Here is a 13025-nt window from a genome sequence, read left to right on the forward strand (position 1 = left end):
CCGCGCAAGGCGGACCCTTTGTACGACTTTACAGCCGTTTCGGTCAGATTAGTTGCTGCCCGAGGTCGAAGCCGAGTCGTCCGACGAAGCAACCAGAGCGGCCACAACGCCCAGACCCAGCAGCGGCAGCAGCAGGCCCGACGACGAGCCGGGGCCAGCAACGACTTCCGGAACCGGATCAGCTTCGACAACAACCGGGCCGCCAGCCGAGGCGACCGAAACCGAAGCCAGCAGTGCGGCGGCGGCGATAGCGAACTTTTTCATTTAACTCTCCGTGACTTGGATTGGTGGATTAACTTTGCGATACCATAGGGCTGCGGTTCATGGAAGCCCTAAGTTCGGGCGTTGTCAATGACCCTGGTCAGCACCATTGGCCCCCAGGATGTATTGATCAACTGATTGGATTTCCTAAGGAAATTACCGTTTTCGATCCAATATTCATTGGTGAATTCGGCCCCTTTTCCGGTGCAGCTTTCCGCAATATGACGCACCGTGTGTTGTCTCTCTACAACAGTGATATTGCTGCGCCCGCGATCTTGCAGAACGCAGTCGAATTCATAGCGCTGCGATTGGTCGGCCCCGTCCAGATAAACATAGATTCGCTTATGCTGTCCCTGCCCTGCCGCAATCTGCGCAAGGCTTGGGCCCGAGGCCTGCATGATATCCGCCCCAAAGCCCCGGGTGCCCACCACAAGGCCGTCACGGAAGGCCAGCGTTTTCTTATCCGCCGAGGCCCAAGTCTCGATACTTCCGTTCTGTCCATAAGGCACCACAAAGGTGAACAACTGCATCGTCGGAATTTCGACCATGATCATGGGCGTCTTGTATTGTGCCAACGCCGCCTGTGTCAGGGCGGGGGCCCCTGCCGCTGCCGCCTTGGGTTTCCCCAGCCCCTTCAGCGCCGCACCAACGGTCTTGGCCACCGGCGCCGCGTCCTTTTCCGAACCGCAACCGGCCAAGGCCAGTGCCAACAGGCCTGTCAGCAGAAAAGCCTTCTTGAACATCATTTCCAGAATCTTCCCCACTGATCTTCGATGCCAACCTGCTGATAATCGGACAGCAGATCGTAAAGCCGGCCATCCACCTTCAACCGGGCCCCGCCATCGCGGCTCAGCGGGCGGATCGTGGTGACGTTGGAACGGCGGTTGGGTGAACCCAGGAACCAGTTCACCGGAATTTCGATGATGATGCCCTTGTCAAAGGATCCTTCGCCGAAATCCTCAAACGGCACGTCGGTCAGCGTCGCAAAGACACCAAAACGCCAGCCATTCTCAAAGGTGCGGTTCAGCGTCAGCGTGGCCCCATAGTCGCCCGCCAGATAGCGGCCGACATCCAGCTGGGCCAGATAATTCTTGTCGCGCCCAAAGGCGTAATAACCCGACACATGGCCCGTCACGACATCATAGTCCTGAAAGCCGAACATTTGGTCATATTCGCGCTTCTTGGCATAGTTGACCTCGACGCCCAGCGCAAAGGGGCTGTCCACCTTTTTCCACAGCACTTCGGTCGAAACCCCACCGAACATGCTTTCCAGATAGCCCACGGTCACCCGCCCATACAGATTGGGCGAAAGCTGGCGATGATAGGCCAAAGTCAGATTGTTGATGTCCAAATCCTGATCGCGGTCATAAAGCACACCATCCGACCGGACCAGGGGCAGAACCGAATCCGAGCCCCGGCCATCGCCCAGATTGCCCGCAATCGGATAGGTCAAAGCCCCCGACGCCACCAACCCCGGCGCAATATCCCAGTTGCCTGACAGCTTTGCCCCGATTTCAGCCCGATAGGGATTTGTCGGATCAAACAGCCGCGTTTTCATATAGGGTGCCAAAGACCACGCAAACTTGGGATAAAGTTCTTCCCCCAGTTCCAAACCCGCAATATTGGGCGGCACATCGGCAAAGGTCACACGCTCCAGCATCGCCGCGTCCCCGCCCACCGCATAGTCCAGCTGTTCCAGATCGCTGCGCCGCACCGTCACTTTCGAGGTTTTCATACCGTTCACCACCGGCACAATCTCGAAATATTCCACCGACGCCGGCATGATCTGGCTCATGGCCCGCGCCACCCGACCAATCGCCTGCGCCTCCGCATCATTGCGCGGATTCCGGATCAGCACCGTCGCTGTCGTCGCCGTAAAGCTGATGCCTTCCACCACAATCCCGTCATCCTCTACCCGAGAATTGACGTTCTTGATCAACACCGGCGCAATCCCCGGCTGGCTCACCCATTCTGGCGACCAGGCGTCCGGATCCGCAGACCGGCTTGGCCGCGGCTTCACATAGAACGGCGCCGTATCCCGCACCCCGCCCATGGGCCGCTGCGCCGGATTGATGAAGAAATGCGCCGCAAGGCCCAGCTGGCTGCCATACATGTAGTAGGCCCCCAACTGCATCGCGTCATCCTTCCGGTACTCGATGCCAAAGTTGAACGGGCTGTTCCGATCAAAGGTCTGCCGATTGGTCGCTTCCATATCATAGGCGTCCGACGAATATTCCGCCTTCACGCTCCAATGATCGTTGAACCGATATTCAACCCCCGCAAAAGGCGCCGCATCCCCCTGGAACCATTGCCCAAAGTTGATCTTCCCCCCCCGATCGATGTCAATCGCCGGCCGGTCCCCAAACAACTGCCCAATACTTCCATAGCTGCCCAGACGCCCCCAGCCCAGACCTGCCGTCACCTTCAGATCATCGCCGATGTTCTTGGTTGCCACCACATATTCGCCAGCAAACAACCCCGTTCCCACGAAATCCTGCAAGCCCACCGTCACCGATGGCCGATATTCCCCCTCCCGCAACACCTGATACCGCAGATCAAAGCTCCGGTCGAAGTAAGTGTCGAATTTCGACGGCACCACCGCATTGAAATCCCGCACCCCTTGATACCGAAAACTTCCCGACAGACGCGGCGTGATCTGGAAGGTCAACGTATGCCGGCTGATCGGCCCGAAATGCGCGGTCGAGGCGGTGAACGCCCCATCGTGCTGCTGCTCCGCCGAAGGCATGTCGATCAGACCCGTCACGCCATAAAAGTTCAGCGACGGCCGACCTTCGGCCAGCGCGCCATGAGCGGCAAATGCAACAACAGCCGTCGAGGCGGCAAGCCGGGCGCGGCGGGTCGGGGCGTGTCGTCTGGTCATCAAAGCCTCTTATTCCTGCGCCACAGTCTAGGGGAACGCCACCCGCTCAACAATCACTTTCCCGCCGCCACCGTCACGGCAACCGGCGGCTGATAGCCCTCGACCCATGTGCAGATCAAAGCGCGCGCCGCTTCAGCATCGCCCGCCGCCACCGCAGCCCGCAGGGTCCGCAACACATTCGCCAATTCCAGTTCAGACAAACAAGCCTCGCGCGCCCGCAGAATTTTCTGATGCGGCGTCGTCAGCAACCCTTCGCCGATCAACAATTCCTCATGCAGCTTTTCCCCCGGCCGCAGCCCTGTCACCAAAATCTCGATGTCACCATCCGGATTCTTGGCATCTTTCACCGCATAGCCTGCCGCATGGATCATCTGCACAGCCAAATCCCTGATCCGCACCGGTTGCCCCATATCCAGCACGAACACATCCCCGCCTTCCGCATAGGAACCCGCCAGCAGAACCAGCTTTGCCGCCTCGGCAATCGTCATAAAGAACCGTGTCACCTCATCATGCGTCAAGGTCACCGGCCCGCCCTTCGCGATCTGTTCCTTGAACAGCGGAATCACCGACCCCGACGACCCCAGCACATTCCCGAACCGCACCATCGAAAAGACCGTCGCCGAATCGCGCTTGGCCATATCCTGCGCCACCAGTTCTGCCAGACGCTTGGACGCCCCCATGATATTTGTTGGGCGCACCGCCTTGTCCGTTGAAATCAGGATGAACCGCTCTACCCCCGCATCGATTGCCGCATCGGCCAATGTCCGCGTCCCCAGCACATTGTTCGCAAGGCCCGCAATCGGGTTCATCTCCACCAGGGGCACATGCTTATAGGCCGCCGCATGGAACACCACATCCACCGCATGATCGGCCATCACCGCCCGCGCCAGACGACTGTCCGTCACCGATCCCAGCACCGCCTGAATTTCCACCCCGGAATCCACGGCCAATTCATGCATTTCGCGGTCGATGTTATACAGCGCAAATTCGCTGACCTCGAACAACACGATCTTTTTCGGCTGGCACGAAATCAACTGACGGCACAGTTCCGACCCCACGGACCCGCCAGCCCCCGACACCAGCACCGACCGCCCCACATAGGCCTCGGCCCCCATCGGCAGACTGTCGCCATGCGTCTGCCGGTTCAGGAACTGCCCTGCGGAAACGGCACCCAGCCGATCGACCAGCTTTTCTTCACCCACCAGCTGCGCGAAAGAAGGCAGCGAATGCACCTCCAGACCCAACTGCTTCAGATGCCGCGAAATCTGCCCTTGCTTCGGCGCCGGCAGTGACGGCATCGCCAGAACGATCCGGTCCACCCCCCGTTCGCGCGCAAAAATTTCCAAACGCTCGGGCGGCAAAACCTTCAGACCTGCCACCATCACCGCCTGAAGCGCCGGATTGTCATCGACAAAGGCCACCGGCACCAGATCTTTGTGAGACCGCAAGGCGGCGGCCAGCTGCATCCCCGTATTGCCCGCCCCATAGATGATGACCCGCCGCTTGGTCTTGCCCTGCCGCAGCACCCACAACAGGATCTGCAACATCACCATCCGCGACATGACCGACAGCATGAACAGAATCAGGCCGTAAAGCACTGTCCCAAACACCGGCATGCCAAAGCCAGTGCCAGCATTCATTACCGCCAGAACCAGCATCAACCCAAAAGAATAGCTGGCCGTCCGCAGCACCGCCCGGCTTTCATAGGCGTTCAGCTTGATCCGCGGAATACCCAAGGCCACACTGGCGAACCCGGCAGCCACCGCCAGAATCGGCACGGCCATCCAGAATTGCCAGATGCCCCACAGCGGATGAAACGGGCCGTAAATCAACACAAAGGTCAGCAGCAAAGCCAGCGGGGCCAGCACCATGTCGACAGCCGTCAACACCAGGCGCTTTTGCCCCCGCGTCAGCCGTTCGACCAGTGCATAAAGCCTGCTTTTGCTGTTCTGCATCCGCCCCTCGGATCGCCCGCCTTTGCGGGTCTTGGTCACGATCAATCTACACCAATGACGCTGGCCACGGGTTCAATTCCTGCGGGTCACCCCACAGGCTGTGGCTCGCCATATCAAAATTGCAACAGAAGTCTACCGCCTAGCGCGACTTGTTCGCCCGCTGCGGGCCAAAACGGGCAAGCATCCGCCCGATTGTGCGGCCCAGCAGCAGGAAATCGTAACAAACATTGCGATTGCGTTGATAAATTAGGTCCAGATGCGCCTTGCGCGGCACGCAACGTCTTGCATAGACCGCATCGGTTTCGACCGCGTCCTTGCAGGGTTTCAGCAGCCGTTCCTCATGTCCGTGATAGACCAAGGTGGCCAAGCCGGTGATTCCCGGTCGGCTTTGCAGGACTTGCCCGTAAAGTTCGGGAAAGCGTTCGACATATTGGCGCAGGGGCGGGCGCGGCCCGACAAAGCTCATGTCGCCTTTCAACACATTCCAAAGCTGCGGAATTTCATCCAGCCGCGTTTTGCGCAGAAACCGCCCGGTGCGGGTGATACGCGCGGATTTGTCTCCACCCGAAACACCGCTGTCGCTGGCGGCCACTTTCATCGTCCGCAATTTCCACAACCGGAAAGGTCGGCCCGGCGCGCGCATCCGCTCTGCCACATAAAAGACGGGGCGGCCGTCCAGAACCAACAGAACACCGACCAAAATCAGAAAGGGCAGAAGCAAGATCGCCCCCAAGATCAGGGCGATGACGATATCCATCAGACGTTTGCCAAAGGTCATGCCCGTGCCCCCGCATCCATCCCCAAGACGCGCCATTCGGCGGCCATTGCGGCGGGATCGGCCTTCGGCAGATCAACCAACGCGCCCAGCGCCGACACATCCAGCACCAGCCGCGCCAGCACATCGGGGCTAGGCGGGCCATAGGCCCAGTCAAATCCCGCCGCATCCAGCAAACCGGCCATCGTCACAGCCGGGTCCAAGCCAAAATTCAGCACGCGCGGCAGCGGCTGTCCGCGCAGGGCCAAGGCGATCAAATCGCCCAGCACCCGACCAAAACTCACAGGGCCGATATAGGACCGCATCGGCCCCCCGGCACGCCCCGGCGCTGGGGTCAGGCTGACCGCACGGACAAAACGCGCGTTGCCAATCAGGCTGTCACAACCAAAGACATTGCCAATGCGCAGAAAGGTGACATGCGGCCGATGCGCCAAAGCCTGCTCCATCGCCAGCTTTGACCGGCCATAATCCGACCCCGGTGCGGGTTTGGTGGTCTCATGCAGGTCGGCATGGTCATCCGGCGCATAGACAGCACTGCTTGATGCCAGAAAGACATGCGCAGCGCCCTCTTCCTCCGCCAGACGACAGACCGCCTCGGCCAGCGTCACATTTCCCGCCAGATCACCCCGCCCCCCCGCCAGATGCACCACAACACCGCCTGCAAGGCTTGGCCCCGTCCAAGGCGCACCGATCTGCCACAGCAAATCCCCCGGCCCCGGATCACGCCGCACCTGCCAAAGCGGGCGAAAACGCCGCTCCTCCTGCCATACCTTCCGCAGCACCCGCCCCAGCTTGCCGCCCGAGCCCGTCACCAGAACCGGCGCCGTCATCGCCCGCCCCCCTGCTCCAGCAACCCTCGCATCTCCCGCAGCACCGACAGCGCCCCCCGCACCCGGTCCGCCCCGATCTGGCTGACCAGCTGCCCGATCACTGGTGCAATCGCCTGCACCGCCGCATCCCGAGCCGCCTTGCCCGCCGGGCTGATCGCCACAAACTTCCGCCGCGCATCGTCCCAATCGGGCCGGATGTGGATATGCCCCGCCCATTCCAGCTTGGCCAAAGTGTTCGTCATCGCCCCCCGCGTCACATGAAACGACCGCGCCAGCTGCGCCGGGGTCTTTTCCTGCTCACTCCGCGCCAGATGGTTCAGCACACTGAAATGCGACAGCTCCATCCCCTTCGGCAACACTTTCGACAGCCGGTTCCGCGCCAATTGGTCGGCCATGAACAGCTCGCCAAACAAGGCCACCGCGATATCTTCGGTTCGATCGGACATGCCCGACGTTCTGGCCATTCACAGCCCAAAAGGCAAAAGGAAAAGCGCCTTACGGTGCGTCAAACTCCCGGTCATGCCGCAGCGACGGCACCCGCCCCCGCGCCTGCCCCACCGCATCCAGATCCAGATCCGCGAAAATCACCCCCGGCGCCACGCCCGCATCCGCCAGAACCTCCCCCCAAGGCCCCACCACCAGCGAATGCCCATGCGTCCGCCGCCCCTTGCCTTCCGCCTCTGCATGAAACCCCGTCTGCGCCGGGGCCAGCACGAAACACCCCGTCTCAATCGCCCGCGCCCGCAGCAGCACCTCCCAATGCGCCGCCCCCGTCACATGGTTGAACGCCGCCGGAACCGTCAGAATATCTGCCCCACCCTGCGCCAAGGCCCGGAACAAGGCCCCGAACCGCACGTCATAGCACACCGCCATCCCCAGCCGCGCCGCGCCCATATCCGCCACAACCGCCCGATGACCCGGCCGATAGCCCGCACTTTCCCGGTAAACTTCCGCCTCCGACACATTCACGTCGAACATGTGAATCTTGTCATACCGCGCCGCAATCGCCCCATCCGGCCCGATCAGAAAAGATCGGTTCGCAAACCGCCCATCCGCATCCTCGGTCAAAACCCCCAAGGAACCCACCAGCAGCCAAATCCCCCCCGCCCTTGCCTGTTCCCGCAAGGCCGCCAAGGTCGGATCATCCCCCTCATGATGCAGAACCCGCCGCTGATGGTCCCGGTTTGACGACAACAGGTTCGTGCATTCCGGCGTCAGCACAAATTCTGCCCCGCCTGCAATCGCCTTGGCCACCAAATCCTGTGTCACCGGCAGGTTCGCCACCGGATCATCGCTCACATTCAGCTGAACCAGCCCGACACGCATCCCTCAGGCCAGCATCGGATCAAGTTTCCCCGCATCGTCCAGCGCATGGATGTCATCGCTTCCACCCACATGCCGCCCATCAATGAAAATCTGCGGCACGGTCCGTCGCCCCCCCGCCCGCTGCGTCATCGCCGCCCGCAGTTCCGGATCCCCGCTCACATCAATCTCTTTGTAAGCCGCCCCCTTTTTCGCCAGCAGCCGTTTCGCAGCCGCGCAATAGGGGCAGGTCGGGGTCGTATAGATTTCAACGCTTTTCATGGGGCACCTTTGCTTTCCCCCTCAATCTAGGACTCCTTCGCCACCCGCGCCAGTGCCAGAACCGAAATCCCGCTCGCCCCTTCCGCCAGACAAGCCTCAGCCGCCGCCGCAAAGGTCGCGCCCGAGGTCATCACATCATCCACCAGCAACACATGCCGGCCCTCCACTCGCCCCGCCCGCCGCGGATGCAGCCGCAAAGCCCCCTCCATATTCCGAAACCGCCCTTCACGGGTCTTGCCATCCTGCGATCCGGTAAACCGCTTGCGCAGCAGCAAATCCGGGCAATGCTCCAGCCCCGCCAACCGCGCCACCCCCGCTGACAAAAGCCCCGCCTGATTGTAGCGCCGCTTGATCAACCGCAACCAATGCAAGGGAATCGGGGCCACCAGCATATCCGCCCGCAACATCGGCCCCGCCGCCCGCAGCAACCAATCCGACGCCGGACGCGCCAGATCCAAACGATCCCCATGCTTTAACCCCAGCACCAGCTTTCGCCCATTGCCCTGATAAAGCAGCGCCGCCCGGCCCTGCCCCCAGGGCCGCGCCACCGCCAGACAATCATCGCATTGCACCACCTGCCCATCCTCATCCCCCGCCAAGGGCACCCCGCATTGGTCACAGACCAGCCCCCGGATGAACGGCGTTTCCCGCCAACAATCGGCACAAAGACCGAATTCCGTCGTCACCAACGTATCACAAGTCAGGCATTGCGGCGGATAGATCGCCCGGATCAGGGGTTTCAGCGCGGCCTGCATTGCCATATCTAAACCCCTGAACCCTTGGACTGCATGATGACCCCCGACCTCACCGACCGCCAAAGCCTTGCCCGCCACCGCGCCCGCGCGGCGCAAAAAGGCGCAGACCTGTTCCTGCTGGACGAGGTGATCCTTGAGGCTCAGGAAAGACTCATCGAGGTTAATAAATCGTTCACCGACATCGCCATCGTGACGCCTTGGCCGGAACCCTGGGCCGCCGCCTTTCCAAACGCCCGGATCGTGCCGGATGATGAAACCTTGGCCCTGGAACCCGGCGCACATGATCTGGTGATCCACGCCCTTTGCCTGCATTGGGCGAATGATCCCGTCGGCCAACTGGTCCAATGCCGCCGCGCCCTGCGCCCCGATGGTCTGCTGCTCGCCAGCCTTTTCGGCGGCCAAACCCTGCATGAACTCCGCACGGCCTTGGCCGAGGCCGAGGCGGCGATCACCGGCGGCCTTTCCCCCCGCGTCTTGCCGATGGCCGAAATCCGCGATCTGGGCGGGTTGATCCAGCGCGCTGGGTTAGCCCTGCCCGTTGCCGATGGCTATGCCCGCAAGGTGATGTATCGCGACCTCTTTCATCTGATCACCGATCTGCGGGCGATGGGCGAACAAAACGCCCTCACCGCTCGCCTGCGCCATCCGACACCCCGCGCGCTGTTTGCCCAAGCGGCGGCGATCTATGATCAGGCCTTTGCCGACCCCGAAACAGGCCGCATTCCCGCGACGTTTGAGACCCTGTGGCTGACCGGATGGGCGGCCCATGACAGCCAGCAAAAGCCGCTGCGCCCCGGTTCCGCCCTGACAAGGCTGGCCGATGCCCTAAATACCGCCGAAACGCCTCTGCCGACCAAGGATTGACCCATGTCCGCCGACCGCCTGACCCATGCCCCCGCCAACCATCCGCCCGTCATGCCCAAGAAGATCGGGGTTCTGCTGGCCAATCTGGGCACGCCGGACGGTTATGATTATTGGTCGATGCGGCGCTATCTGTCAGAGTTTTTGTCCGACAAACGTGTCGTCGATATTCCCAACTGGAAATGGCAGCCTCTGCTGCAACTGATCATCCTGACCAAACGCCCCTTCACCAGCGGCGCGAATTACAAACTGATCTGGAACCACGATAAGGGCGAAAGCCCCTTGATGACCTTTACCAAAGACCAAACCGCCGCCATCGCCGCCCGGATGCAGGCGCTTTATGGGGCGGATGTCATGGTCGATTTCTGTATGCGCTATGGCAATCCCTCCACCGAATCCAAGGTTCAGGCGATGGTCAAGGCGGGCTGCGAAAAGATCCTGTTCTTCCCGCTTTACCCCCACTACGCCGGGGCCACTTCGGCCACCGCCAACGATGCCTTCTTTGCCGCCCTTGCGAAAGAAAAACGCCAGCCCGCCGCGCGCACCGTGGCGGAGTATTTCGACCATCCGCTCTATATCGACGCGCTGGCCCAATCGGTGGAACGCGCCTATGCGGGGCTTGCGAACCGGCCCGATGTTCTGGTGGCCAGCTATCACGGCATGCCAAAACGCTATCTGATGGAGGGCGACCCCTACCACTGCCAATGCCAGAAAACGACGCGCCTGCTGCGCGAAAGGCTGGGCTGGGACAGGGCGGCGATTGATACCTCGTTCCAATCGGTCTTTGGGCGAGAGGAATGGTTGAAACCCTACACCGTCGAACATGTGGCGGAACTGGCGAAACAAGGCAAAAAACGCATCGCCGTGATCGCGCCTGCCTTTTCCGCCGATTGCATCGAAACGCTCGAAGAAATCAACGGCGAGATTCGTGAGGCCTTTGAACATGCGGGGGGTGAGGAATTCACCTACATCCCCTGCCTGAACGACGATGCCGCCCATATCGACGCGCTGACCGCGATCATTCAGGAAAACCTGCAAGGCTGGACCGCGTAGGGTGGGTGAAACCCACCACCAACACATTCAAAATATATAATATAGCAAGAAAAACAAAGACTTGTCTAGCATTTCACGCGTGAAAACCCCGGCCCTTTCAGGCCGGGGCGGGGTCTCTAGATCAACAGAACCTGCGTGCCAACCTTGGCAAGCTCGAACAGCTCCAAGATATGCTCGTTATAAAGCCCGATGCAGCCGTTCGAAGACTTCCGCCCGATCTTGCGGGTGTCATGGGTGCCGTGAATCCGGTAAGCGGGCCAGCTCAGATACAGCGCCCGGACGCCCAGCGGATTGTCCGGCGAGCCACCCTCAATGATATCCGGCCAGTCCGGGTTGCGTTCCTTCATCGAAGCAGTCGGCCGCCACGGCGGGTTCACGACCTTCTGGATCACCTCAGTCTTGCCCGTGCGGGTCAGCTCATCGTTCAGCGGCACCGAAGAGGGGTAGAGCTTATAGATCGACTGATCTTCCGACCAGTAATGCACGGCCCGCGACACGGTATCCGCAAGGATCGCCCCATTGCGGGTATTGTCGAAATACTGCCGCCAGTCGAGCATCCGAAAGCTCGAGATATTGTTCCGCGTCACCTTGGGCGCTTCAAAAACCGTGGTCCCATCCTGCACCTGCGCCAACGCCGGTGCCGCGAGAACGGTCGCCGCAGCGGCCCCCGCGATCAGGAGGTGACGTTTGGTGGGGTCGAAGCTGTCCTGTGCCATCATCTGCACCTTTGTATGGTCTGCTCTTTGGCGCTTCTTATCCCCCAGCCGTTACAGGTGCAATTCAAACCGGCGTCATCTTGCCGATACGGGGTTTGATCCCGCCGTTGGGATGGGATAAGCCCGAACCCGCAAAGATGGGGTTTAAGATGGACAGACGTTCGGTTCTGGCGGTTTCGGGTTTGGCCTTGGTCGCGGCCTGCACAAGTTCGGCCCCCCAGTTGGGCGCCGACGGCCTGCCCTTGCCGCAGGTCTACACCATCACTCAGGACATGACGAACGACATCTATTTCCGCTTGCTTGACAGCGTGAACTCGCTGCGTTCGGCGCGGAATCTTTCGCAGCTTCAGTTCAACGCCGAACTGAACGCCGCTGCCTCGGCCCATGCCCGCGACATGTCGGTCCAGAACCGGCCCTGGCACTTTGGTTCGGACGGATCCTCGCCTTTGTCCCGCGTGCAGCGGATCGGCTATAAAGGCCGCTTGGGCGGCGAATTGCTGAGCGAGACCTATGAGACCGAAGTTCAGACCCTGTCCGCCTGGATGGCCCAAGCGGACACCCGCGCGATCATTCTGGATCCGTCGGTGAATGAACTGGGCTTTTCCTGGTGGCAGGAGCCCAACGGAAAGATCTGGTGGGTGATGCTGACAGGCACAGCAGGTGCCACTGCCTATCAGTCGATCACGCCGATGGGCACCAGCGTGGTGCCTCAGTCCTCGGCATTTGCCAATTGAATCAGCTGTTCTTCGGGTGAGGCCGGAGCGATGGGCTGCGGCGCGGGTGGGAAGCCCCGCGCATCGGGCATGATCAGGATCGGCGTACCGTCGCGGACCATGGCATAGACGTCTTCCATTTCCTTGTCGGTCACCGCGATGCAGCCCCAGGTCCAGTCGCCGCGTTTGCCCTTCTTGCCGTGATTGCCGTGGACAAAAATCTCACCGCCGGGCCGCTGCCCCGCCGCTTCGGCAAATTCCCTGTCCGCCGGGTTCGGATAGGAAATGCCAATCGACAGGTGATAGTTCGAGTTCGGATTGCGCCGGTCGATGTAATAGATGCCCTCGGGCGTCTTCAGATCGCCCTCAAACTGCTTATGCCCCAGCGGTTGCTGGCCCAGACCAATGTCATAGGCCTTGAGCACCTTGTCGTTGTGCAGCAGATACATCTTGCGTTCGGCCTTGTGGACCTGAACCTGCGTCACCTCGGGCCCGTTGTATTTCTTGAACTTGGACCCACAGGCCGAAAGCCCAAGGGCCAGCGAAAGGGCAAGGATCAGTCGGAACGCGAACATGGAAAGGCTGCCTGTTGTTTTTCCTGAACATACCGCGAATTTCCCTGCCCCGCAAATAGGGCTGGA

Annotated in this window: 14 protein-coding genes and 1 pseudogene; 3 read left to right on the forward strand and 12 right to left on the reverse strand. The window is 61.0% G+C overall.

What is annotated here, in order from left to right:
• Nucleotides 1-48: 48 nt before the first annotated feature.
• The 10 genes from IE095_RS05470 to IE095_RS05515 all read right to left on the reverse strand — a co-directional run bounded on the left by IE095_RS05470 (nt 49) and on the right by IE095_RS05515 (nt 9047).
• Nucleotides 49-264, reverse strand: coding sequence for a hypothetical protein (locus tag IE095_RS05470; RefSeq protein ID WP_189410620.1), 216 nt, complete (start codon nt 262-264; stop codon nt 49-51).
• Between the two features lie 68 nt (nt 265-332).
• Complete coding sequence (locus IE095_RS05475; protein WP_189410621.1) at nt 333-1007, reverse strand: YjbF family lipoprotein; 675 nt, start codon at nt 1005-1007, stop codon at nt 333-335.
• Nucleotides 1004-3142 (reverse strand): YjbH domain-containing protein, encoded by a 2139-nt coding sequence (locus tag IE095_RS05480; RefSeq protein WP_189410622.1) that lies wholly within the window; start codon nt 3140-3142, stop codon nt 1004-1006. The genes IE095_RS05475 and IE095_RS05480 overlap by 4 nt, the downstream gene beginning before the upstream one ends.
• A 53-nt stretch (nt 3143-3195) precedes the next feature.
• Nucleotides 3196-5097 carry a nucleoside-diphosphate sugar epimerase/dehydratase gene (locus IE095_RS05485; protein ID WP_189410872.1) on the reverse strand — a complete coding sequence of 634 codons (1902 nt, stop codon included), beginning with the start codon at nt 5095-5097 and terminating at the stop codon, nt 3196-3198.
• Nucleotides 5098-5236: 139 nt separating this feature from the next.
• Nucleotides 5237-5875 carry a sugar transferase gene (locus IE095_RS05490; RefSeq protein WP_189410623.1) on the reverse strand — a complete coding sequence of 213 codons (639 nt, stop codon included), beginning with the start codon at nt 5873-5875 and terminating at the stop codon, nt 5237-5239.
• Nucleotides 5872-6702, reverse strand: a complete 831-nt coding sequence (locus IE095_RS05495) for an NAD-dependent epimerase/dehydratase family protein (protein WP_189410624.1) — start codon at nt 6700-6702, stop codon at nt 5872-5874. Before IE095_RS05495 ends, IE095_RS05490 begins: the two co-directional genes overlap by 4 nt.
• Entirely contained in the window at nt 6699-7148 is a 450-nt protein-coding gene (locus IE095_RS05500; RefSeq protein ID WP_189410625.1) for a MarR family winged helix-turn-helix transcriptional regulator, read from the reverse strand. Before IE095_RS05500 ends, IE095_RS05495 begins: the two co-directional genes overlap by 4 nt.
• Nucleotides 7149-7197: 49 nt before the next feature.
• Nucleotides 7198-8028, reverse strand: a complete 831-nt coding sequence (locus IE095_RS05505) for a carbon-nitrogen hydrolase family protein (protein ID WP_189410626.1) — start codon at nt 8026-8028, stop codon at nt 7198-7200.
• Nucleotides 8029-8031: 3 nt separating this feature from the next.
• Nucleotides 8032-8286 carry a glutaredoxin 3 gene (gene grxC, locus IE095_RS05510; RefSeq protein ID WP_189410627.1) on the reverse strand — a complete coding sequence of 85 codons (255 nt, stop codon included), beginning with the start codon at nt 8284-8286 and terminating at the stop codon, nt 8032-8034.
• Between the two features lie 26 nt (nt 8287-8312).
• A complete protein-coding gene (locus IE095_RS05515) occupies nt 8313-9047 on the reverse strand; it encodes a double zinc ribbon domain-containing protein (RefSeq protein WP_189410628.1) in 735 nt (244 codons plus the stop codon).
• Nucleotides 9048-9077: 30 nt separating this feature from the next.
• Between IE095_RS05515 and IE095_RS05520 the strand changes: the two genes are divergently transcribed.
• Together IE095_RS05520 and hemH are read left to right on the forward strand one after the other, a co-directional pair.
• Complete coding sequence (locus tag IE095_RS05520) at nt 9078-9905, forward strand: methyltransferase domain-containing protein (protein WP_189410873.1); 828 nt, start codon at nt 9078-9080, stop codon at nt 9903-9905.
• A gap of 3 nt (nt 9906-9908) precedes the next feature.
• Nucleotides 9909-10955 carry a ferrochelatase gene (hemH, locus tag IE095_RS05525; protein WP_189410629.1) on the forward strand — a complete coding sequence of 349 codons (1047 nt, stop codon included), beginning with the start codon at nt 9909-9911 and terminating at the stop codon, nt 10953-10955.
• A 116-nt stretch (nt 10956-11071) separates the two neighbouring features.
• On the opposite strand, the gene IE095_RS05530 is transcribed toward hemH, so the two are convergent.
• Nucleotides 11072-11674 (reverse strand): L,D-transpeptidase, encoded by a 603-nt coding sequence (locus IE095_RS05530; protein WP_189410874.1) that lies wholly within the window; start codon nt 11672-11674, stop codon nt 11072-11074.
• A gap of 146 nt (nt 11675-11820) precedes the next feature.
• On the opposite strand from IE095_RS05530, the gene dalA reads away from it, so the two are divergent.
• Nucleotides 11821-12405, forward strand: a complete 585-nt coding sequence (dalA, locus tag IE095_RS05535) for a divisome-associated lipoprotein DalA (protein WP_189410630.1) — start codon at nt 11821-11823, stop codon at nt 12403-12405.
• Between the two features lie 65 nt (nt 12406-12470).
• Here the strand turns inward: dalA and IE095_RS05540 are convergent.
• Nucleotides 12471-12959 (reverse strand): annotated as a pseudogene (locus IE095_RS05540) (L,D-transpeptidase family protein); the annotation flags it as partial.
• Nucleotides 12960-13025: the final 66 nt, after the last annotated feature.

The organism is Neogemmobacter tilapiae (genome assembly GCF_014652215.1).
Taxonomy (GTDB): Bacteria; Pseudomonadota; Alphaproteobacteria; order Rhodobacterales; family Rhodobacteraceae; genus Neogemmobacter; species Neogemmobacter tilapiae.